General features: G+C 64.0%; 23 protein-coding genes. 5 read left to right on the forward strand and 18 right to left on the reverse strand.

Annotation, left to right across the window (positions count from 1 at the left end; all coding sequences use genetic code 11):
* Positions 1–79: 79 nt before the first annotated feature.
* The 18 genes from C380_RS05815 to C380_RS05890 all read right to left on the reverse strand — a co-directional run bounded on the left by C380_RS05815 (position 80) and on the right by C380_RS05890 (position 14,734).
* Positions 80–748 (reverse strand): metalloregulator ArsR/SmtB family transcription factor, encoded by a 669-nt coding sequence (locus C380_RS05815; protein ID WP_015012962.1) that lies wholly within the window; start codon positions 746–748, stop codon positions 80–82.
* A 376-nt stretch (positions 749–1,124) separates the two neighbouring features.
* Positions 1,125–1,631: a hypothetical protein gene (locus tag C380_RS24290; RefSeq protein WP_015012963.1), complete on the reverse strand. Its 507-nt coding sequence runs from the start codon at positions 1,629–1,631 to the stop codon at positions 1,125–1,127.
* An 18-nt stretch (positions 1,632–1,649) separates the two neighbouring features.
* On the reverse strand, positions 1,650–1,997 hold the full coding sequence (locus C380_RS24295; RefSeq protein ID WP_310219107.1) for a heavy metal-associated domain-containing protein: 348 nt from the start codon (positions 1,995–1,997) through the stop codon (positions 1,650–1,652).
* Entirely contained in the window at positions 1,994–2,131 is a 138-nt protein-coding gene (locus C380_RS25245) for a hypothetical protein (RefSeq protein ID WP_156391310.1), read from the reverse strand. Before C380_RS25245 ends, C380_RS24295 begins: the two co-directional genes overlap by 4 nt.
* A 325-nt stretch (positions 2,132–2,456) precedes the next feature.
* Positions 2,457–3,476 (reverse strand): tyrosine-type recombinase/integrase, encoded by a 1,020-nt coding sequence (locus C380_RS05825; RefSeq protein ID WP_015012965.1) that lies wholly within the window; start codon positions 3,474–3,476, stop codon positions 2,457–2,459.
* Positions 3,469–4,470 (reverse strand): tyrosine-type recombinase/integrase, encoded by a 1,002-nt coding sequence (locus C380_RS05830; protein ID WP_008903160.1) that lies wholly within the window; start codon positions 4,468–4,470, stop codon positions 3,469–3,471. The genes C380_RS05825 and C380_RS05830 overlap by 8 nt, the downstream gene beginning before the upstream one ends.
* The gene (locus tag C380_RS05835) at positions 4,467–5,717 is read right to left on the reverse strand and encodes a site-specific integrase (RefSeq protein WP_235516236.1); all 1,251 of its coding nucleotides are present in this window, start codon (positions 5,715–5,717) and stop codon (positions 4,467–4,469) included. Before C380_RS05835 ends, C380_RS05830 begins: the two co-directional genes overlap by 4 nt.
* A 633-nt stretch (positions 5,718–6,350) precedes the next feature.
* Positions 6,351–6,698 carry a cytochrome c gene (locus tag C380_RS05840; RefSeq protein ID WP_008904214.1) on the reverse strand — a complete coding sequence of 116 codons (348 nt, stop codon included), beginning with the start codon at positions 6,696–6,698 and terminating at the stop codon, positions 6,351–6,353.
* On the reverse strand, positions 6,695–7,927 hold the full coding sequence (locus tag C380_RS05845; protein WP_008904213.1) for a sulfite oxidase: 1,233 nt from the start codon (positions 7,925–7,927) through the stop codon (positions 6,695–6,697). Before C380_RS05845 ends, C380_RS05840 begins: the two co-directional genes overlap by 4 nt.
* A gap of 85 nt (positions 7,928–8,012) precedes the next feature.
* Positions 8,013–8,615, reverse strand: coding sequence for a hypothetical protein (locus tag C380_RS05850; protein WP_008904212.1), 603 nt, complete (start codon positions 8,613–8,615; stop codon positions 8,013–8,015).
* The gene (locus C380_RS05855) at positions 8,612–9,145 is read right to left on the reverse strand and encodes an RNA polymerase sigma factor (RefSeq protein WP_050813810.1); all 534 of its coding nucleotides are present in this window, start codon (positions 9,143–9,145) and stop codon (positions 8,612–8,614) included. Before C380_RS05855 ends, C380_RS05850 begins: the two co-directional genes overlap by 4 nt.
* A gap of 70 nt (positions 9,146–9,215) precedes the next feature.
* Positions 9,216–9,575 carry a DUF305 domain-containing protein gene (locus tag C380_RS05860; protein ID WP_008904210.1) on the reverse strand — a complete coding sequence of 120 codons (360 nt, stop codon included), beginning with the start codon at positions 9,573–9,575 and terminating at the stop codon, positions 9,216–9,218.
* A complete protein-coding gene (locus C380_RS05865) occupies positions 9,572–10,966 on the reverse strand; it encodes a YncE family protein (protein WP_008904209.1) in 1,395 nt (464 codons plus the stop codon). The genes C380_RS05860 and C380_RS05865 overlap by 4 nt, the downstream gene beginning before the upstream one ends.
* Before the next feature lie 161 nt (positions 10,967–11,127).
* Positions 11,128–12,027, reverse strand: coding sequence for an anti-sigma factor (locus C380_RS05870; protein WP_015012966.1), 900 nt, complete (start codon positions 12,025–12,027; stop codon positions 11,128–11,130).
* Between the two features lie 19 nt (positions 12,028–12,046).
* Positions 12,047–12,550, reverse strand: a complete 504-nt coding sequence (locus C380_RS05875) for an RNA polymerase sigma factor (RefSeq protein ID WP_008904230.1) — start codon at positions 12,548–12,550, stop codon at positions 12,047–12,049.
* 46 nt (positions 12,551–12,596) lie between these two features.
* A complete protein-coding gene (locus tag C380_RS05880; protein ID WP_231624607.1) occupies positions 12,597–12,914 on the reverse strand; it encodes a hypothetical protein in 318 nt (105 codons plus the stop codon).
* A gap of 120 nt (positions 12,915–13,034) precedes the next feature.
* Positions 13,035–13,466 carry a nuclear transport factor 2 family protein gene (locus C380_RS05885; protein ID WP_008904227.1) on the reverse strand — a complete coding sequence of 144 codons (432 nt, stop codon included), beginning with the start codon at positions 13,464–13,466 and terminating at the stop codon, positions 13,035–13,037.
* Between the two features lie 161 nt (positions 13,467–13,627).
* On the reverse strand, positions 13,628–14,734 hold the full coding sequence (locus C380_RS05890) for a YeiH family protein (RefSeq protein WP_008904226.1): 1,107 nt from the start codon (positions 14,732–14,734) through the stop codon (positions 13,628–13,630).
* 117 nt (positions 14,735–14,851) lie between these two features.
* On the opposite strand from C380_RS05890, the gene C380_RS05895 reads away from it, so the two are divergent.
* From C380_RS05895 to C380_RS05910, 5 genes are all read left to right on the forward strand, one after another.
* Positions 14,852–15,781, forward strand: a complete 930-nt coding sequence (locus tag C380_RS05895; RefSeq protein WP_008904225.1) for a LysR family transcriptional regulator — start codon at positions 14,852–14,854, stop codon at positions 15,779–15,781.
* A complete protein-coding gene (locus tag C380_RS24880) occupies positions 15,778–16,065 on the forward strand; it encodes a hypothetical protein (RefSeq protein ID WP_133156668.1) in 288 nt (95 codons plus the stop codon). Before C380_RS05895 ends, C380_RS24880 begins: the two co-directional genes overlap by 4 nt.
* Positions 16,066–16,536: 471 nt before the next feature.
* On the forward strand, positions 16,537–17,787 hold the full coding sequence (locus tag C380_RS05900) for a site-specific integrase (RefSeq protein ID WP_235516236.1): 1,251 nt from the start codon (positions 16,537–16,539) through the stop codon (positions 17,785–17,787).
* Complete coding sequence (locus C380_RS05905) at positions 17,784–18,785, forward strand: tyrosine-type recombinase/integrase (RefSeq protein ID WP_008903160.1); 1,002 nt, start codon at positions 17,784–17,786, stop codon at positions 18,783–18,785. Before C380_RS05900 ends, C380_RS05905 begins: the two co-directional genes overlap by 4 nt.
* The gene (locus C380_RS05910; RefSeq protein WP_015012965.1) at positions 18,778–19,797 is read left to right on the forward strand and encodes a tyrosine-type recombinase/integrase; all 1,020 of its coding nucleotides are present in this window, start codon (positions 18,778–18,780) and stop codon (positions 19,795–19,797) included. The genes C380_RS05905 and C380_RS05910 overlap by 8 nt, the downstream gene beginning before the upstream one ends.
* The last annotated feature ends 509 nt before the right edge of the window (positions 19,798–20,306 follow it).

Here is a 20,306-nt window from a genome sequence, read left to right on the forward strand (position 1 = left end):
GTGCCTCCCTAAAAAACGAGAACTTGTCGGCCTTTGCTGTCCAGGCGATCAGTTCGCTTTGAGGGCCGACTCAATGGCCTCACTGCGCGGAGGTTTCGATGGGCAGGCCGCTGGCAGCCCACTCGCTGACACCGTCACTGATCTTTCTGGCTACGAAGCCACGGGCGCGCAGCAGTTGCACTGCCTCGTCAGACATGAGGCAGAAAGGCCCCCGGCAGTAAGCGACGATGGTGCGATCCGCAGGCAGATCAGCCAGACGCTTTTCCAGCTCATCCAGCGGCATAGAGCGCGCAAAAGGCAAATGCCCCGCGTTGAATTCGCTGGAAGGGCGTACGTCGATCACGACGATCTCTCCGTGCCGTGCTTTTTCCAGCAGGCTCTCCCGTCCCTCCGATACCAAGGTATCCGGTTGAGACGTCATCTGCCCCAGAGCAACCCGCAGCTCGACCAAGTGCTCCTCAGCGGTCTCCCGCAGGGCGACCCACAGTTGAGACACGTCTTGACCACTGAGGCGGTAGTAGATGTGCCGACCATCGCGCCGGGTTGCCACCAGACGGGCTTCCCGCAGTGCTTTGAGATGCGCGCTGGCCAGGCGCAAGTCGATACCAGCCTGCAAGGCCAAGGTCTCGACCGATTTCTCGCTTTGGGCAAGCAGCTCCAACAGCTCTAGCCGTTTTGGGCTTGAGAGGGACTTTCCGATGCGGGCAACCTGCTCGTATAGCAGGTCTTTCAACGTTCGAGCATTCATGATCTTTTAATCCAACGATTATTAGATTATATGGCGAATGCTATTTTTCAGCGGCCACAGTTCGCACTCGGGCGAGCCGATGCGAGCGTCTGGTCCCTCCCCCTTGAAAGGGTTGCAAGTGGGGAAATAGAGCGGGCGCGTTGTAGCCGGATCCGCAGATACCCCGTAACTGCCGGGGAAACACACAGGCGCGACTTCGCATGGGTTGGTTTTCTCAGCCGCGTTGGTTCTGATGAAAGTCGCGCTGGCCGCATCTGCCGAACAAAAGCCGGTCTCTGACGCCGGCGCAGTACCAATACGAAACGCGGGCCTGGTGACGGAGGAAGCCGTCGGCGTACCTTCTATTTCATTGACGTGCCACTTGTTCGTGCGGTTCTCACTTGGATGGCATGACCGCTTGGCGGTCCACCATCATTTGCATCATCTGTTCCATCATGGCCATGCGGCGCTCCATTTGAGCGTGCATGCCCATCATGCCGCCTCCCATGCCCGAGTTTCCAGAGGCTGCAGGTGCGGCAGGTTTGGCCTGCGCCCCTTGCTGCATCATCCCCATACCCATGCCACCAGAATTACCAGCACCCATCATGGCCATGCCGGACTGCATGAGCTTCATGTGCTCGTCCATCAGAGCAGAACGTTCGGCGGGAGTCTTGGCCGCCTGCATTTTTTTGTGCATTTCCTGCATCGCCTTCATCTGACGATCAAAGGCGTCCGGTGCTGGCGGGGTAGTAGCTGTCGGGGCAGACTGGGTGGCTACGCCACCGCTCTGCGCATCACCGGGGTGGTGGCCTGCGTGTTCGTCCGTAGGTTTTGGAGATTGCGCGATGGCACATCCCGCCACGAAAAGGGTTGTCAACAGCCCAGCGACGATATTCAGACGCATGATGGTCTCCTTGTAGGTTCAATTGCAGCATGACGACGTACGGTTCGCAGCGCCTTGATTCACATCAACAGAGGTTGTGGACCGAGACGCACAGCAGCAGCCACCGGTTGTTCGGCCCGATGAAGTCCCCACCACGGCGTCTGCTTTGTATCCGGCACGCTCAATTGCGGAGCGAACAAGCTCCACAGTGTCGTCTTCGGCTTGCCCAGGAACGCGGACCTGCCGCGCGGCCACATCGATTTCTACTTCGACACCCGCCGGCATTGGGGCCTGAGCTATTGCTCGACGAATGCGCTGGGCGCAACCACCGCACGTCATGTCAGGAACATTGAAACGGACCATGTGAGCCTCCTTCAGTTGATTCATGTTTTGACTATGAACCTTGTCACGACGAGAAGGTCAAGCCCATTCGCAAAAATCAACCGGGCGTCAAGATCGAGAGCGGCAGTCGCCAAGGCATGTAAGGCTATGCCGATGCGATCATGCTTGGCGAGTTGCATGCTAAGAGGCTCTTAACGTTTTATCGAGCCGCCTATGGACCTCGCGGACCTGCTTAAGCTGGCTTGAAAGCGCAAGCCATGTGAGGAGCTAATAGATTGGTGTTCTCTATCTCCATCCAAAAATATGGCCCACTACTCCGAACGACCGATGAGAGATCGTCAGCGGACTTCCATAGCGGCAGGACGAGCGACGGCAACCGCTGCTTATGGAGAGCTCTCCATAAGCAGCGTTATGCACAGCACGCAGTTATGCACAGTTGGTCCGGCAGCGCGGCGTCGCCGCCCTCGCAAGAGGGCTGCGGTCGCGTCTTTGAACTTCACGTAATCACAAGGTCTTGAGGAACTTCAACAGATCGTCTTCTGCCCGGAACCGCTGTGGGACCACATTGGGATCCTGAAGCCTGGCCAGTGCCTTTTCCTTCATGGCGAGATCGGCCTCTATGTACTGATGCGTTGTCGCCGGACTCTCGTGTCCGAGCCACAGAGCGATCACGCTGATTTCCACGCCCGACTGCAGAAGGTGCATAGCGGTCGAGTGACGCAGGCAGTGTGGAGAGATCGTTCTCCCGGCCAGGCTCGGCGTCGTGAGCGCGGCTTTCTTGACGGCCAATGCCAGGCGCTGCGTCACGTTGGACCGCGTCATCGCCTGTCCGCCACGGTTGGGCAGCAGCGCCGACGTGGGAGTCAGGTCCGGGTTGAACTTCAGCCAGGCGCGGATCACCTTGACCGTCGATCGCCAGAGCGGCACCGACCGCTGCTTGCGTCCCTTGCCATGCAGATGCACGCAGGCGGCGGGTGCCAGCACGACGTCGCCCACTTTTACGCCGATTGCCTCCGACACGCGGGCACCGGTGTTGTACAGCAGGGCCAGCAGCAGCTTGTCTCGCTGGCCCATCCAATCCGCTCCTGGCGCGCCGATCACGGCCAGCATCTCCTCGCGTGTCAGGAACTCGAACATCGGCCGCTCGAAGCGCTTCATCGGCACGCCGAGCGCCTGCTCGACGACCTGAAGTGCCGTCACGTCTCGCCGGGCCGCGAACTTCAGGAACGAGCGCAGCGCGGCCAGTCGCGCATTGCGGCTGCGAACGGTGTTGTGCCGATCGCGTTCGAGATGATCGAGGAAGTCCAGGATCAGCGCGGGCGTCAGGTCGGCGAGCGACAGCGTCGTGGGCGTCTTGTGCAGTTGCGCCTGGGCGAAGTCCAGGAACAGCACGAACGCGTCCCGATAGGCCGCAACGGTCTGCGGGCTCAACGCGCGCTGCTGCGTCAGGTGCTCGGCGAAGAAGGACTGGACCAGCGTCGCGAAGCTCGGCGGAGCGGGCTTGCGGTGTTCAGAACTACTCATCGTCGTTCTCCGCGACGTCGGCGAAGCGTTCGAATCGAGCGCCGGCCAACGCCATCAACTCCGGCACGCCGCTCAGGTACCAGTACGTGCTGGAGATATTGATGTGGCCCATGTACGTGGACAGGGCCAGCATTCGTTGGTCAAGGTTCGCTCCCTGCTGGTGCCACAGGATCATCCGTCTCACGGCGAAGCTATGGCGCAGGTCATGCACCCGCGGTCGGCCATGGCCGCCGCGATCGATCCAACCCAATTGCTCGCGCAGCTGACAGAACACTCGATGCACCTGCCGATCTCCCAGCGGTTCACCCCGGTGCACGCCACGCGAGCCCACGAAGAATGTCATCTGCGGCTTCGCAGGCACGTACTGGCGGCGCAAGGCCCGGTAGGCTGCCATCGGACCGATCACGCTGGGGTGCAGCGGCACCATGCGGGACTTGCCAAACTTGGTCTGCTGTATGGTCAGGATGCCGCCGTCCAGATCTGCATCCGAGTCGGCCAGGTTGATCGCTTCAGAGACCCGAAGCCCGGCCGATGCGATCAGACCGAACAGCGTTGCATAGGTGGTGGCACGAAGGCCATCCGAGGGGCCGAGTCGGCGGGCAGCGACGATCAATGCCGCGATCTCGGCTTCGCTGTAGATGTGAGGCGCCACGCGGCGCGGGATCGGACCGAAGCTGGAATCGTCAGGAACTTCGACAGTCGGATCGAACTGCTGGAGCCAGCGCATGAAGGGGCGCAGCGTTGCCAGTCGGCGCGCTGCCGTGTCGACATTGGCCCGGCCGCCCACGAGATACCGAGGCTGTACCTGGTGCGCCCACTGGACCATCACGTCTACCGTCAACGCGATGTCGCGTCCCTCTCCGACCATGAAGCGAGTGAAGCTGCGCACAGCGAGATCAGAGGAGCACGGCTTGAACCCGAGGCGCAGGCGTTCAGTCAGGTATTGCTCCACCTTGGCGGTGAGGTCGATGTTCGCCGATGCTGCGGCGCTCATGATGCACTCCCAGGCCAAGGCAGAGCGACCTCGGCAAGCAGTTGCAAGTCGAGCTTGGCGTAGATCAACGAGGTGTCCAGCGATCGATGCCGAAGCACATCGGCGACCTCCTTGATCGAACTGCCGCTGTTGACCAGGCGACAGGCCAGCGTGTGACGCAACGAATGGCAACCGCGTGAGATGCCGGCACCTCGCAGGGCACGCCCGATTGCCTGGCTCACTGCATCGACGCCGATGGGCTTGTCGTGTGGCGCCAACCGACGGACGAACAGCGATGGCAGCGTGGTTGCGGGCCGCTCGTGTCTCATGTACTCCGCCAGAGCCTGCCCGGTGAGCACCGGCAGCGGTAGGACATCCTGGCGCTGGGACTTTGTTCGCTTCAAGGTCACCGTTCCGGCACGCCAATCGAAGTCGCCGATCTCCAGCTTGGCGATCTCGCCCACGCGCAGTCCGAGATCCAAGGCCAGGCGCACCATGGCCAGCAGGCGCAGCGGAGCCCGCTTGGCCTCGGCGCAATGCGCTTCGAGGCGCTGGACCTCCTCGGTCGTCAGCGCGCGCGGCAACGATGCTTGGCTCCATCGCACCGGCGACGAGATAGCGCCGAGCAGGCTGTTCACTGCGTCACCGCAGGTCCCGCGGTATCGGAAGTAGGCCCGCAGCGCAGCAGTGACCGCGCTGGAATGCGACCCGCTGCTGACCCGCGTGAGCTCGGTTGCGATGAAGCCGCGAACGTCTTCCGGCTGCAACTCGCCGATGGCGATGGCCTTGCCCGCGAACTTGCATTGCAGCAGACGACCTACGAGTACCAGCCGATCCTCGCGCGTGCCTATCGCCAGGCCGCGGGCGTCGCGCATGTGGACGTTGTAACGGTTCAGTTCTTCTGCAATGGGACCGCTGGGGCCTGGCAGTTCCACGATGACATGCTGTTCCCGCAACAAGGCGAGCAGGTGTCCGAGACTGGCGCTCAAGCCGCTGCGTGTACGCAGAGCCGCGGGATGGCAGTCGCAGCGCGGCAGATGCGAATCCAGAAACTGCTCGACGAGGGCTTCGTCGATCTGTTCGGCAGATACCTGGCACTTCGCCATCCAGTGGGCAAAGTGCGACCAGGCACGAAGGGCAGTCTCCGAGCTGCCTTCGGCGTACCGGCCGCGCTCCAGCAATGCCTGGAACGCCCCGACGTATGAAGACAGCGGGCCATCGAGCAGCCATGCCCTGGCCATCGGGTGCATCGAAAGAATCAAGTCCATGGTGATCTCCAGTTGTGAGATCACCATTCATGCGCCGACTGCGAACTTATGTCCAGTTCAACGGCACCGCCTCCTTGCGATCTACCAGGGCGATCACAGCCTCTGGCGCGTTCAGACTGGCCAACTGTCCATAACTGCGTGCTGTGCATAACGCTGCTTATGGAGAGCTCTCCATAAGCAGCGGTTGCTGCCGTTCGAGTTTTCAACGTGCATGCCCTTGGCGTGCCGGATTGCGATCACTCCTATTCATGCATCGTGGTAAGGCGCAGAGACAGGTTTCAGGCGCGTAGTTGACATTGCTAGAGAGTTGACAACAGCGTGCAGAGATCTGCAAGCTCGACGAGCAAGACTGCAGCAGCATCAAGCATGGTGCGATCAATCACCTGGGCGTGTCGCCAGCGTTGATGGCTTACCGCGAGCACAAGGCCATGCTGGGCAAGACTTAGGCCGGCGAGAAGTTCCCGGCGGTTGTGATGATGGGGGCTGGCTGGATGGTGGTCCCCGACATCAAACCAGGCAAGTGATGGTGAGTGGCTGACCCGCCCTGGGTCAGCCACTCAGTCGGGATCGCTGTTTGCAGGTGATCCCGTCCTTTTTGTCAGTTGGCGCAGCAGCGCTGTGGCCAACCAGCCATCACTTTGATCCACCCGAAGCCTTGGCCACGTAGGCCGCCAGGGCGGCAATTTGCGCATCACTGAGTTTGCCGTTGTAGGACGGCATCTGCCCAATCCCGTTGCGCAGCGCGGTGGCCACGCGCTTGGCATCGGGCTTGAGCTCGTCCAGGCTGGGGCCCACGGCGCCTTCGGCTCCCGCGTCCTTGAGCGCATGGCACAGGGCGCAGGCAGGCACCGCGCCTTGGCCGAACAACACCTTGCCTTGTTGAAGTTGCGCGGCATCGTCGGCGGCGTGCACGGGCAGCACTGTGAATGCCAACGACCACAGGGCAGCGACCAACGCGTGTTTTTGGATTGTGCGCTTCATGCCACGCTCACTTTCACGGCGTGGTCGGCCCAGCTGGTGTTGTTGTAGCCGCCCGCGTTTTCCATGCGTTGTTCGGGCTGCACGTTGCCTGCGGTGTCGGTGGCTCGGCTCGCCAGGGTGAACTGGCCCGCCGGCAGGCGTGCCGCAAAAACAAACTGCCGCCACGCAAAGCGGCCGAGGTCGGGCCCCACCATGCGCGCGAGCTGCCAGGTTTTTCCGCCGTCCAGAGAAACCTCGACCTTGGCCACCGCGTTCATGCCGCCAAACGCCACGCCATGGATCTGTGTGTCACCCGCTTTAAGCGGGGCGCCGTCCGTGCCGGGACCGTTGATCCACGACTTCACCGTCATTTCCTGCACCGATGGCTGCGACGGGTCGCCCTTCGCGCCGGGCGGTGAAATGCGGTAGCCGTGCGACATGATGCGTGCGTCGGTCTCCTGAGCGGTGAAGGCCAGGCGTTTGACGTACTTGATGTTGTTCACGCCCGTGTAACCCGGCACGATCAAGCGCAGTGGGCCGCCGTGGGCCAGCGAAATCGGCACACCGTTCATTTCCCAGGCCAGCAGGGCATCGGCGAGTGCGGCAGCAGGCACCGAGCGTTCCACGATCACGCTCTTGGGGTCCAGTCCATCGGGGAGTTTTTCGCCGCCTGTGCCGGTGAGGTAGGCCATGCCGGCCTCCACGCCGCCCAGGGCATCCACCACCCAGCGCACCGGCACACCGCTCCACACCACACAGCCTGCTGCGCCCACTTGCCAAGGCGTTCCACTGGGCTTGTTGGGGAAGTAGCCGCGTCCGTTGCCAGAGCATTGCAACACCATCGCCGTGGTCTCGATGCCCATGCGCTTGAGGTCGCCCAGCGTGAGTTTGCGCGGGTTCTTCACCCCCTCGATGTTGATCTCCCAGGCATCGCGGTTGCCCAGGATCGAGACGTCGGGCGCGGGCAGGTTGTTGCGGATGTAGAGCTGCTCGGACGGCGTGATTACGCTGGTGCCGAACACACTGCGCTTGGTCTCAATGGTGGTGCTGCTGTGCACGATCAGGCTGGCCGGGTCCTTCCAGCCCACGTACGCTGGCAGAGGCTTGGCAGCACCGGCCACGGCGACGGGCGCGGTCTCACCAGCAGCGGCTGCGGTGCGGCCAAAGCTGGCCAGACCAACGGCAGCCAAAGCAGCGCCGCTGCCGGCCAGCAGGTGGCGCCGGGGGAGCGAGGTGGGTTGTTGGTTCATTTCTGGGGTCTCCGGTGGTTGGGCGTCGTGCGCCGGTTGGGGTGAAAGGGGTGAGCGGTTGATTCGTTGACAGGGACGCGGTGCCTCAGCCTGGCCCGGACACGGGAGGTGCCTGCAGTGCCGTCTGCGCGACCGCCAGTGCCTTCTTTTTCTGGGCCACCAGCAACAAGGGCTTGCCCTCGCGCGAGCGGATCACCTTCCAGTGCACGTTGCTCCACCAGCCGCTGGCCTCGCGCAGGTCCACAGGCTGGTCAAAGGCATACACCGTCACCATGCCGCCCTTCTCGAAGAACGTGGTGAGGTGGTAAGCGAGGTGACCTTCGATATCGCATGGCCGCATGAGTTGGGGAAACCCGGGCACCACGTTGGCGTCCCGCATGCCCAGGTGCATGAGCAACTGGCGCTGCTCCATGAAACTGCCCCGCAAGCTGCGCTCGTGGTATTCGTGGTCGATCGCGTCGCGCACCATCGCTGGCGGTCGCACGGCTAGCACCCCGCCGCTGGTGCCACCGGCCAGCAAAAGCGCAGCCAGAAAACGCTGCAAGCCGCGTCGCGCCAGCAGCGGCTGCGGCTTTCGGTACAGGTGTGCCGGTGCGTCGCTGGCCTCGAAGGCGATCGCCAACTCGGCGCGCGCGCGCAAATCGAATTCGCTGTCGGGCAGGAAAGGCGCGTCGGTATCGGGGCTCATGTCTTGGTCCTGCGAAACGGGGTAACGTTGACATCGGCCTTGGGTGTCGCAGGTACCCCCATGGCCAGCTTCAAAGCGTCGCGCGCACGGGCTAGGCGCGACAACACCGTGCCGGGCGCGATCTCCAGCGCCTCGGCCATCTGGGCGGTGGGCATGTCGTCGAAATAAAACAGCACCAGCACCTCGCGGTGGATGGGCGCCAGGCGCGCGAGCGCCTTGACGACATCGAGTTTGTCGTCCAGCCCCGCGTCGGGCGCCGCTTGCTCGGGCTGCTCTTCATCGTCCAGCGACTGCATGCTGGGTGCGGCCTGGCGAAAGGCGGCGCGGCGCATGATCTGAAAGAGCCAAGCCCGTGCCAGCGCAGCGTCGCGCAGTTGCTCCCGGTGCTTCCAGGCGTTGGCAAAACAGTCTTGCACCACGTCTTCGGCAATGGCGCGCGAACCAGTGAGCGCCCACGCACTGCGCAGCAAAAAACGGTAGTGCTCACGCACCCATTGGTTATAGCGGGACTCGGCAGACTGGAACAGCATGGTGATCAAGAGCGCTGCGTGGCTTGGTTCATTCCGTGGCGCTCATCGGTACTTTCCCTAGGGCTGTCGATCAAGGCCCCCGCGTCCCACCCAGCGACGGAAATTCCGCTTCCGCACCTTTGGCTGTGCGCTGCTGCAGGGTGTGCAGTCGGCGTTGCATGCTCTGGATCTCCACCGTCTGCCCGGCAATGATTTCCTCGGCCAACTGCCGGGTGACAGGATCGCGCCCATGCTGCAACACCAGCCGCGCCATGTCCACAGCGCCGGCGTGGTGCGGAATCATCATCGCCAGAAAGTCCTGGTCGGCCTGGCCTGCGTAGCCCGGGCTGTGCATGGCCTGCATCATGCGGGCCATCGATTCGTCCATATCCCGCTGGAATGCGCTGGTGTGCGCGGCGCTGGCGCCGTGGCTGGTGTGCGCGCCGCTCATGCCGTCTGGCCCTTCTCGCCCACACGCACGTAGACGAGGTTGATGCTCTTTTTGTTGCGCAGCGCGCCAGAGGGCAGCGTCAGATTGCCCAGGGGGATCTGCGCAATGAAGGTCGGGCGCAGCGGGTCGCTCACATCAAATGCACTGCACACGGTCTGGCCCGCGTTGGGCGTGCCGGGCAGCTCGTCCTGTTCGTGGGCCACATACAGCAGCGTGTTCTCGGGGTTGGTCCACAACCCGTGCGACTCGCGGCCACGGCTGGAGAAGGTGCCCACCACCTTGCGCTGTCCGCCCGGAGCGCTGCGGTCGATGATGGCGATCGGGCTCGACGCCACGCCGCCGGGGCCACCATCGTCGATGCGCGCCAGGCTGGCATAGACCACGCTGCCGCGCGCATTGCGCACGAACTCAACGTGGTTGGGCCGCGCGCCCATGCCCAGCGGCACGGTGTCGATCAGGTCGAAGCCACCCTGCGTCGAGCGGCAAGACACCGCATCAGCCAGCTTGTGCGAGAACCACACCTCGGCACCGTCGGGTGTGGTCTTCATGAAGGGCGTGAAGCCGGGTTTGTCCTGTGCGCTGATGTCCAGCGTGGTCAGCCGCTGCGGTTGGCTGTGGCCATCCGCGCCGGGGTTGACGCGGAACACGTCGATCTTCGACACCTTCTGGCTGGCCACAAAGGCCAACGTACCCTCACGGTTGAACCACACCTGCGCCGGGCCGCTCAGCGTGGGCAGGTATTGGCGAACCGCGCTGGAGCCCGGGCTGTCGGCCCCCTTGAGCTGGCGAACGGCACGATCGACGCCGACGATGGCAATGCGGTCTTCACCGCGCAGCGTGACCCACAGCTCGCGGCCGTTGCGCGTGAAAGTGGGCTCGTGCGGTTCGCGGCCCAGCAGCAGGCCACTACTCAGGCGCTCGGGGTTGGTGGTGGGCCCAGACGCAGGGTTGGGTGTGTTGCCGATGACGCGGCGCTGCTCGGCGTCGATCAGATAAATGTTGCTGGAGCCGCGCCCGCTGGTGGCCAGCAACCGGCCATCGGGCGACGGCACCGCGCCGTGCGCATCGATACAGCCGTGGTACAGCGGCTTGTGGACCATCGCCGCGTGCGTTGGCGCCACGCCGGCCGTCACAAAGCGAAACGGGGGACGAGGGTCTTCGTCAAAGCTGGTCAGGTTGATCGTCGACTCGACGGTGTTGGTCTTCGGGTCGATGACCACCAGCGTGTTGGAGTCTTCATTGGTGATGAAGACGCGATCGCGCGGGTCGATGCCGGTGGCTGCGGCTCCCGCTGAAGCGCCGGACGGGGCCTGGGCATGTGCTGCGGGCAGCGCGCTGGCTGCCGCGGCGGCCAGGGTGTACTTGAGAATGTCGCGGCGTTGGGTGGTCATGTTTGCTTTCTGAGTTGTTGTGGAGAGTGATCGCTTGGGTCGTGGGCCGGCAGCCGCCGATGAACCACTGCCCAGCGCTTGCTTCAGGTCAAGAGCGCGGCTCGGGCCGTTTCATTCCCTGGGCATGCCGACAGCGCGTCGCGCCGACGCCGCCCTGGCCTTCAGCGCGGGGTGCCAAGTTGCCGATAGACCTCGGCCGACACCTGCGCCAGCACGCTGCGGTCGGCGTCGGACGACAGGGCGTAGCCGAAGGGACCGTCGACCCAGTAGAAGACATTGACCACACCTTCGCGTGCGAAGCGGAAGGCCGTGTCTGTGTTCTTCACGCCGGCCTGCAGTGCCTTGTCCGGCCCCGCGGCACTGCCCACGTCGGCGACATCGTTGGACACGTACAGCGTCAGCTTGCTGCCGAGCTCGTTGCGGTACATGAACTGCGCCACCGGCCCCTGGCCACCCGGCAACAGGCGCCCGCCTTCCAGCGTGTAGCCCTGGGCCTGCAGGTGCGGCGGCTTCATCGGCGCGCCCATGCGCTTGGACAGCCAGGCCACGAGCTGGTCTTCGTGCGCCGCGTCCACCTCGACCGGGCGGCGCGCGTCTGGGCTGTACACCGCATGGGCCACCGCCGCGCGCTGTGCGAAGCTGCCCGCTGACACCAGCGTCAGGCCGCGCTCGGCGGGTGCTGCGGCGGCCATGCGGCCGGCATCGTCGCCCCCCGCGGGCAGGCCGCCCCGCAAGCCCCAGCCTGTGGCGCCGCTGATGACGGCGATGGCGATCCCAGCGGCCAGGCGCTGGAGGTACCAAGGCGTCTGCGGCACGGCACGCGGGCGCGCCGATTTCAGCAGGCGCTGCGGCGGCTGTTCATACAGCACGGGATCGAACAAGACGTGCAGTTCGCGCTTCTGCGCCCGGTAGGCCTCCAGGCGCTGCGCGTCTTCAGGGCGTGCGGCCAGATAAGCGGCGATCTCGACCTGGCGCTCAGCGGGCAGGCGGCCATCAACGAACGCATGCAGGTCGGCCTCGGTGACCGGGGGAATGGACGGTGGCGGACGGTCGGTATTCATGGGTTGCTTCTCAATACATTCATTTGACGACTTTCAGCCGCACCGGTTCTGCGCGGCCTTCCATCAGGCCGCGCAGGCGCTCACGGCCTCGCGACAGGCGCGACATCACGGTGCCGATGGGGATACCCAGGGCCTGCGCCACATCGGCATAGGCCATGTCTTCCAGCGTCACCAGAAGAAGCACTTCCTTCTGCTCGACGGGCAGCAAGTCCAGTGCAGCCTGCAGATCCAGTACAGCCAGCCTGTCGGTTTGTGTCGGCGCCACCGGCACTTCGGGCGTGTCGTCGTCCATGGTCACGGTGTGCAGCCTGGGACGGCGCACGCCATCGACGTGCAGGTTGTGCATGATGCTGAAGAGCCAGGCGCGCATGTCGGCCACGCCGCCCCACAGGTTCGACTTGGCCCAGGCCCGCTCCAGCGTGTCCTGCACCAGATCGTCGGCGTCGTCACGGTTGTTCACCAGCGCGCGCGAATAGCGGCGCAGGCGCGGCACCCAGCTCAGCAGGCTTGCGTCGTCTTGCATCGGGGGGTCGTGGCCTGAGGGTCTGGACGGAAGTCGACAGCAAATGTCATTCCTTGATGATGTGCCAGACGTCTTTGAAGTTGTCGCCGGCGCGGTCGCCGGGCTTCTGGTCGGCCTGGTAGGTGTACACCGGCTTGCCCTTGTAGGCCCACTGGCGCGCACCGTCGTCGCGCATGACGATCGTGTATGCACCGGCGGGTTGGTCGCTGGCGGCGGCCATCGCGGGCGGCCACAGCGCGGCGCAGCCGCCGTTGCAGGTGCTCTTGCCGCTGCCTGCCACGTCCTTGTCGAAGGTGTAGAGCGTCATGCCCTTGGCGTCGACCAGCGCGCCGTTGGCGAGCTTGGCCGGCGCGTCGGCAGCCATAGCGCCGGTGAGTGGTGCCGCGAAGGAAGCCGCTGTGATCAGCAGCGCGGCCAGAGTCGAAAGGTGCTTCATGGGGTTGTCCTTTGGGGTCTGGTGGAGAGTAGCCACGCTGCGTGCCGTTCAGTAAGCCGCAGCCACCGCCAGCTTGGGGTCGATCTGCCAGGTTTCACTGACGATCTTGCCTTCACGGAACGTCAGCACGTAGCGCACCTTGATGGGCATCTTGCCTTCGAAGACGACGTTGGCCGAGACGGTGGCGCCCTTGGGGTTGGCCGATTCTTCAATCTGGCCGACTGTGAGCTTCAGTGGGCCGACGGCCTTGCCGAACTTCTCCCAGGTGCCGCGAATGGCATCGGTGGTGGCATAGGTGCCGTCGAGTGGGCCGCCTACCCAGTTCAGCTGGGCCTGGTCGGCATAGGCACGCATGACGATCTGGGTGTCGCCCGAGGCGATGGCCTGGAAGTGCGTGCGGGCGTCGTCGCTGGGGGCGGCGAAGGCGCTGCCGGAGGCGAGCGTCAGGGCGGTGGCGGCGAAAGCGAAAGTCTTGAACATTGTGGGCTCCGATGAAGGGTTGGTGTGAAGTGAAGGGGGGTGAGTGCGGGACGAAGGGTCAGATAGGTCCCGACAAAAGAGCAGACGGCGTCGGCATGCGGTCTATTCCAGAGCGTGCAAAGAAATTTAGGGTCAGGGCCCTGGGCCGTGAATTCGAGGCTTCAGCCCAGCAGGGCCGGCACCCAGCGGTTGATGAGCGCGCCTCCGACGATGAGCCAGCCGAACAAGATCAACGCCAGCAGCAGCGGCTTGGCCCCGGCCTTGCGAATGGCGCCGATGTGCGTGGCCAGGCCGAGCGCAGCCATCGCCATCGCCAGCAGCGCGGTGTCAATCTCGGTCGTCACTGCCACCACCGACGCCGGCAGCCATTGCAGCGAATTGAGCAACACGACCGCGACGAAGCCGAAGGCGAACCAGGGCACAGCGAGTTGACCCTTGGCGTGAGCATGCTCTGCCTCCACTAGGGCTTGCAGGGTGCTGTCGCGCGCCAGCCAAGCCGACAGCATCACCAGGAACGGCGCCAGCATCATTACTCGAACCATCTTCGCGATGACGGCCGAGTTGGCTGCGTCCGGGCCCACCGAACGTGCTGCGGCCACCACCTGGGCCACCTCGTGGATGGTCGATCCGACGTAGATGCCGAACCCGTTGGCGCCGCCGGGGATCAGCGCCCAGTGCCGGTTCAGCTCGAACAGCGCCGGGTACAGGAAGATCGCCAGCGTGCCGAACACCACCACCGTGGCCACCGCCACCGTGACCTGCTCGGCGCGCGCCTTGACCACCGGCTCGGCGGCCATCACCGCAGCAGCGCCGCAGATGGCACTGCCAGCGCCGATCAGCATCGCCGTCTTGCGCTCCAGGCCCAGCCAGCGCGTGCCGATGAGGCAGGCCAGTGCGAAGGTCGAACCCAATATCATCGCGTCGATGGCGACACCAGCGATGCCGACATGGTCAATGTCCTGCACGGTGAGCCGCAGGCCGTACAGCACCACGCCCAGGCGAAGCAGGTTCTGCTTGGAGAAGTTGACGCCGGCGCCGCTGGCTACCGCCAAGCGCGGGGCCCACGGGTAAACCGTGTTGCCCACGATCATGCCCAGCACGATGGCCAGCGTCAGCGCACTGAAGCCATGGTCCTGCAGCCAGGCGATGCGGCCCAGCGCGATACCGGTGGCAGCCAAGGCGCCGCTCAGGGCCAGGCCGGGGAGCATGCGTGCGAAAGCCGATGCAGAGGCCAATGTGCGTGGCTCAGGAAGTACGTTGATGGTCATGCTGCTTGCCTCCGGTTGAAGTTCGTGAGGACAAAGCTTCCGGCTTCATGGATGACCCGTCAAACGGGTTGTATCGCTAAGATGTACCCATCTAATCGCTTTGCAAACGAATCCGCCATGAATACCCTTCGCCTCACGCTGCGACAGCTGCAGATCTTCGTGGCGGTTGCGCGCAGCGGCACTACCACGGCAGCCAGCGCCGAGATTGCGCTGTCGCAGTCGGCCACCAGCTCGGCCGTGAATGAACTTGAGCGGCTGCTGTCGCTGCGCCTGTTCGACCGCGCGGGCAAGCGCCTGCTGCTCAACGACAACGGCCGTGCGTTACTGCCGCGGGCCCTGGCGCTGCTGGACGGTGCCGCCGGCATCGAGCTGATGTCCCGCGATGGCAGCGCCCAGGCGCAGTCGCTGCGCATCGGCGCCAGCACCACCATCGGCAACTATGTGCTGCCCAGGCTGCTGGCCCGTTTTGTCGCAGCGCAACCGGGCCATGCCAGTGCCTGGCGCTCAAAGGTCGTGATCGGAAACACGGCGGCCATCTGTGACGCGGTCGCTGCGTTTGAACTGGACGTGGGCCTGATCGAAGGGCCTTGCCACCAAGCGGCGCTGGCCGTCACGCCATGGCACCAGGACGAGATGGTGGTCGTTACATCGCCTGACAGCGCGTGGGCACGAATGAGCCTGGCCGGCGAGCGGGTGCCAATGCGGACACTGCGTGAAGGGGTCTGGCTGTTGCGTGAGTCGGGCTCGGGAACGCGCGAGGCCACCGACCAAAGTCTGCTGCCCCACTTGCGCTCCTACCGTCGAAGCATCGAGCTGGGAAGTTCGGAGGCGATCAAACATGCGGCCGAGGCGGGTATGGGGGTGGCCTGCCTTTCGTCGTGGGTCGTGAGCGACGCTTTGGAGGCCGGCCGCCTGTGCCGCATCTCCACGACCTTGCCGCGGCAGCTCCGACAATCTCACCTGGTCGTGCATCGCGACAAACAGCCCACCGCTTCGCTGCTGGCATTTGTCGACCAGGTATTTGGCGCCGAGAACACGGCGCCATGAAATGTGACTCCATCGAGGTCAGGCCTGAGCAGCTCGCCAGTCGGCGCTCAAAGTTTATCCACGCACCTTCAACGAGATTCACGGCAGGCTCACCTGCACAAATGCCGGATGCGGATGGCGACGTCAAGACTGCCGCATATCCACATACCGCGCGCGATGTCTTGGGCATTGCGATCCAACGGCCACCCCTTGTTTCCTTCTTTATTTGCGGCGAGAGCAATGATCAGAATGTTGCAACAGCATCAGGTCAAAGTGAACTATTGCCCGTCTATCACGCACTTTGAGGAGCACAGGGAACCCGGGTGGCGGGTATTGCGCTACGGACACTGAAGGACCAAAAGAAGTGATTCGCCCTCCCTGCTGGCGCTTGAAGAAGGCCTGCCCATGGTCCAGAACACCGTTTCGTCCGTGACGCAAAGGGCCATTCCAGAACTTTGCACTTCGCTACAGTGCCGAACGACCGGTACAGGTAATCGATCGGTCGCTTGAGATCCTGACCGGTAAGCGACCGCTTGCGTTGGCGCCCATGGACTCTGCCGTCGAACCTAAGTGGCAGCAATCAGTCTGAACTTGTCATCCGCATGCGAAGGGCGGGGGTGCAGCGTTATGCACAGCACGCAGTTATGGACAGTTGGCCAGTCTGAACGCGCCAGAGGCTGTGATCGCCCTGGTAGATCGCAAGGAGGCGGTGCCGTTGAACTGGACATAAGTTCGCAGTCGGCGCATGAATGGTGATCTCACAACTGGAGATCACCATGGACTTGATTCTTTCGATGCACCCGATGGCCAGGGCATGGCTGCTCGATGGCCCGCTGTCTTCATACGTCGGGGCGTTCCAGGCATTGCTGGAGCGCGGCCGGTACGCCGAAGGCAGCTCGGAGACTGCCCTTCGTGCCTGGTCGCACTTTGCCCACTGGATGGCGAAGTGCCAGGTATCTGCCGAACAGATCGACGAAGCCCTCGTCGAGCAGTTTCTGGATTCGCATCTGCCGCGCTGCGACTGCCATCCCGCGGCTCTGCGTACACGCAGCGGCTTGAGCGCCAGTCTCGGACACCTGCTCGCCTTGTTGCGGGAACAGCATGTCATCGTGGAACTGCCAGGCCCCAGCGGTCCCATTGCAGAAGAACTGAACCGTTACAACGTCCACATGCGCGACGCCCGCGGCCTGGCGATAGGCACGCGCGAGGATCGGCTGGTACTCGTAGGTCGTCTGCTGCAATGCAAGTTCGCGGGCAAGGCCATCGCCATCGGCGAGTTGCAGCCGGAAGACGTTCGCGGCTTCATCGCAACCGAGCTCACGCGGGTCAGCAGCGGGTCGCATTCCAGCGCGGTCACTGCTGCGCTGCGGGCCTACTTCCGATACCGCGGGACCTGCGGTGACGCAGTGAACAGCCTGCTCGGCGCTATCTCGTCGCCGGTGCGATGGAGCCAAGCATCGTTGCCGCGCGCGCTGACGACCGAGGAGGTCCAGCGCCTCGAAGCGCATTGCGCCGAGGCCAAGCGGGCTCCGCTGCGCCTGCTGGCCATGGTGCGCCTGGCCTTGGATCTCGGACTGCGCGTGGGCGAGATCGCCAAGCTGGAGATCGGCGACTTCGATTGGCGTGCCGGAACGGTGACCTTGAAGCGAACAAAGTCCCAGCGCCAGGATGTCCTACCGCTGCCGGTGCTCACCGGGCAGGCTCTGGCGGAGTACATGAGACACGAGCGGCCCGCAACCACGCTGCCATCGCTGTTCGTCCGTCGGTTGGCGCCACACGACAAGCCCATCGGCGTCGATGCAGTGAGCCAGGCAATCGGGCGTGCCCTGCGAGGTGCCGGCATCTCACGCGGTTGCCATTCGTTGCGTCACACGCTGGCCTGTCGCCTGGTCAACAGCGGCAGTTCGATCAAGGAGGTCGCCGATGTGCTTCGGCATCGATCGCTGGACACCTCGTTGATCTACGCCAAGCTCGACTTGCAACTGCTTGCCGAGGTCGCTCTGCCTTGGCCTGGGAGTGCATCATGAGCGCCGCAGCATCGGCGAACATCGACCTCACCGCCAAGGTGGAGCAATACCTGACTGAACGCCTGCGCCTCGGGTTCAAGCCGTGCTCCTCTGATCTCGCTGTGCGCAGCTTCACTCGCTTCATGGTCGGAGAGGGACGCGACATCGCGTTGACGGTAGACGTGATGGTCCAGTGGGCGCACCAGGTACAGCCTCGGTATCTCGTGGGCGGCCGGGCCAATGTCGACACGGCAGCGCGCCGACTGGCAACGCTGCGCCCCTTCATGCGCTGGCTCCAGCAGTTCGATCCGACTGTCGAAGTTCCTGACGATTCCAGCTTCGGTCCGATCCCGCGCCGCGTGGCGCCTCACATCTACAGCGAAGCCGAGATCGCGGCATTGATCGTCGCTGCCCGCCGACTCGGCCCCTCGGATGGCCTTCGTGCCACCACCTATGCAACGCTGTTCGGTCTGATCGCATCGGCCGGGCTTCGGGTCTCTGAAGCGATCAACCTGGCCGACTCGGATGCAGATCTGGACGGCGGCATCCTGACCATACAGCAGACCAAGTTTGGCAAGTCCCGCATGGTGCCGCTGCACCCCAGCGTGATCGGTCCGATGGCAGCCTACCGGGCCTTGCGCCGCCAGTACGTGCCTGCGAAGCCGCAGATGACATTCTTCGTGGGCTCGCGTGGCGTGCACCGGGGTGAACCGCTGGGAGATCGGCAGGTGCATCGAGTGTTCTGTCAGCTGCGCGAGCAATTGGGTTGGATCGATCGCGGCGGCCATGGCCGACCGCGGGTGCATGACCTGCGCCATAGCTTCGCCGTGAGACGGATGATCCTGTGGCACCAGCAGGGAGCGAACCTTGACCAACGAATGCTGGCCCTGTCCACGTACATGGGCCACATCAATATCTCCAGCACGTACTGGTACCTGAGCGGCGTGCCGGAGTTGATGGCGTTGGCCGGCGCTCGATTCGAACGCTTCGCCGACGTCGCGGAGAACGACGATGAGTAGTTCTGAACACCGCAAGCCCGCTCCGCCGAGCTTCGCGACGCTGGTCCAGTCCTTCTTCGCCGAGCACCTGACGCAGCAGCGCGCGTTGAGCCCGCAGACCGTTGCGGCCTATCGGGACGCGTTCGTGCTGTTCCTGGACTTCGCCCAGGCGCAACTGCACAAGACGCCCACGACGCTGTCGCTCGCCGACCTGACGCCCGCGCTGATCCTGGACTTCCTCGATCATCTCGAACGCGATCGGCACAACACCGTTCGCAGCCGCAATGCGCGACTGGCCGCGCTGCGCTCGTTCCTGAAGTTCGCGGCCCGGCGAGACGTGACGGCACTTCAGGTCGTCGAGCAGGCGCTCGGCGTGCCGATGAAGCGCTTCGAGCGGCCGATGTTCGAGTTCCTGACACGCGAGGAGATGCTGGCCGTGATCGGCGCGCCAGGAGCGGATTGGATGGGCCAGCGAGACAAGCTGCTGCTGGCCCTGCTGTACAACACCGGTGCCCGCGTGTCGGAGGCAATCGGCGTAAAAGTGGGCGACGTCGTGCTGGCACCCGCCGCCTGCGTGCATCTGCATGGCAAGGGACGCAAGCAGCGGTCGGTGCCGCTCTGGCGATCGACGGTCAAGGTGATCCGCGCCTGGCTGAAGTTCAACCCGGACCTGACTCCCACGTCGGCGCTGCTGCCCAACCGTGGCGGACAGGCGATGACGCGGTCCAACGTGACGCAGCGCCTGGCATTGGCCGTCAAGAAAGCCGCGCTCACGACGCCGAGCCTGGCCGGGAGAACGATCTCTCCACACTGCCTGCGTCACTCGACCGCTATGCACCTTCTGCAGTCGGGCGTGGAAATCAGCGTGATCGCTCTGTGGCTCGGACACGAGAGTCCGGCGACAACGCATCAGTACATAGAGGCCGATCTCGCCATGAAGGAAAAGGCACTGGCCAGGCTTCAGGATCCCAATGTGGTCCCACAGCGGTTCCGGGCAGAAGACGATCTGTTGAAGTTCCTCAAGACCTTGTGATTACGTGAAGTTCAAAGACGCGACCGCAGCCCTCTTGCGAGGGCGGCGACGCCGCGCTGCCGGACCAACTGTGCATAACTGCGTGCTGTGCATAACGCTGCTTATGGAGAGCTCTCCATAAGCAGCGGTTGCAGCCGCACGCCGATGGAAGTGCAGTTCACGGTCTCGGCTCAAATGCGGTCATTGAGCCCCCCTGACCTGCAGAAGCGCGAACGACGCGAAGGGGTCGAGAGCGTGAGTTGGCTCCCGCGAACAGCGGACATTCGGCAGTGAGCTGGCTAGGAGACGTGCAGCCCACTACCCCGGAGGACCGAAGTTCCCTCGATACCGGTCATTGTCGCGGCCGCGCTGCTTGGTGAACCGATGACAGCTTGGTGCCCGGCATCATGAAGCCGGATCAGATCCGCGACCGGCTCCAACCGCTGCAGAGCGGCTCTACGATCTGGCTGCTTCAGGCTGGTTGCAGCCACACAGGTTCGCCGACCGATCAACGGCTTTGACCTGGGTCG

This window comes from Acidovorax sp. KKS102, assembly GCF_000302535.1.
Taxonomy (GTDB): Bacteria; Pseudomonadota; Gammaproteobacteria; order Burkholderiales; family Burkholderiaceae_C; genus Acidovorax.

Excerpts from the sequence above, each read along its gene's own strand:
- C380_RS05815 (WP_015012962.1), bottom strand. The coding sequence starts at position 748 with ATGAATGCTCGAACGTTGAAAGACCTGCTATACGAGCAGGTTGCCCGC.
- C380_RS24290 (WP_015012963.1), bottom strand. The coding sequence starts at position 1,631 with ATGCGTCTGAATATCGTCGCTGGGCTGTTGACAACCCTTTTCGTGGCG.
- C380_RS24295 (WP_310219107.1), bottom strand. The coding sequence starts at position 1,997 with ATGAATCAACTGAAGGAGGCTCACATGGTCCGTTTCAATGTTCCTGAC.
- C380_RS25245 (WP_156391310.1), bottom strand. The coding sequence starts at position 2,131 with ATGCAACTCGCCAAGCATGATCGCATCGGCATAGCCTTACATGCCTTG.
- C380_RS05825 (WP_015012965.1), bottom strand. The coding sequence starts at position 3,476 with ATGAGTAGTTCTGAACACCGCAAGCCCGCTCCGCCGAGCTTCGCGACG.
- C380_RS05830 (WP_008903160.1), bottom strand. The coding sequence starts at position 4,470 with ATGAGCGCCGCAGCATCGGCGAACATCGACCTCACCGCCAAGGTGGAG.
- C380_RS05835 (WP_235516236.1), bottom strand. The coding sequence starts at position 5,717 with ATGGACTTGATTCTTTCGATGCACCCGATGGCCAGGGCATGGCTGCTC.
- C380_RS05840 (WP_008904214.1), bottom strand. The coding sequence starts at position 6,698 with ATGAAGCGCACAATCCAAAAACACGCGTTGGTCGCTGCCCTGTGGTCG.
- C380_RS05845 (WP_008904213.1), bottom strand. The coding sequence starts at position 7,927 with ATGAACCAACAACCCACCTCGCTCCCCCGGCGCCACCTGCTGGCCGGC.
- C380_RS05850 (WP_008904212.1), bottom strand. The coding sequence starts at position 8,615 with ATGAGCCCCGATACCGACGCGCCTTTCCTGCCCGACAGCGAATTCGAT.
- C380_RS05855 (WP_050813810.1), bottom strand. The coding sequence starts at position 9,145 with ATGCTGTTCCAGTCTGCCGAGTCCCGCTATAACCAATGGGTGCGTGAG.
- C380_RS05860 (WP_008904210.1), bottom strand. The coding sequence starts at position 9,575 with ATGAGCGGCGCGCACACCAGCCACGGCGCCAGCGCCGCGCACACCAGC.
- C380_RS05865 (WP_008904209.1), bottom strand. The coding sequence starts at position 10,966 with ATGACCACCCAACGCCGCGACATTCTCAAGTACACCCTGGCCGCCGCG.
- C380_RS05870 (WP_015012966.1), bottom strand. The coding sequence starts at position 12,027 with ATGAATACCGACCGTCCGCCACCGTCCATTCCCCCGGTCACCGAGGCC.
- C380_RS05875 (WP_008904230.1), bottom strand. The coding sequence starts at position 12,550 with ATGCAAGACGACGCAAGCCTGCTGAGCTGGGTGCCGCGCCTGCGCCGC.
- C380_RS05880 (WP_231624607.1), bottom strand. The coding sequence starts at position 12,914 with ATGGCTGCCGACGCGCCGGCCAAGCTCGCCAACGGCGCGCTGGTCGAC.
- C380_RS05885 (WP_008904227.1), bottom strand. The coding sequence starts at position 13,466 with ATGTTCAAGACTTTCGCTTTCGCCGCCACCGCCCTGACGCTCGCCTCC.
- C380_RS05890 (WP_008904226.1), bottom strand. The coding sequence starts at position 14,734 with ATGACCATCAACGTACTTCCTGAGCCACGCACATTGGCCTCTGCATCG.
- C380_RS05895 (WP_008904225.1), top strand. The coding sequence starts at position 14,852 with ATGAATACCCTTCGCCTCACGCTGCGACAGCTGCAGATCTTCGTGGCG.
- C380_RS24880 (WP_133156668.1), top strand. The coding sequence starts at position 15,778 with ATGAAATGTGACTCCATCGAGGTCAGGCCTGAGCAGCTCGCCAGTCGG.
- C380_RS05900 (WP_235516236.1), top strand. The coding sequence starts at position 16,537 with ATGGACTTGATTCTTTCGATGCACCCGATGGCCAGGGCATGGCTGCTC.
- C380_RS05905 (WP_008903160.1), top strand. The coding sequence starts at position 17,784 with ATGAGCGCCGCAGCATCGGCGAACATCGACCTCACCGCCAAGGTGGAG.
- C380_RS05910 (WP_015012965.1), top strand. The coding sequence starts at position 18,778 with ATGAGTAGTTCTGAACACCGCAAGCCCGCTCCGCCGAGCTTCGCGACG.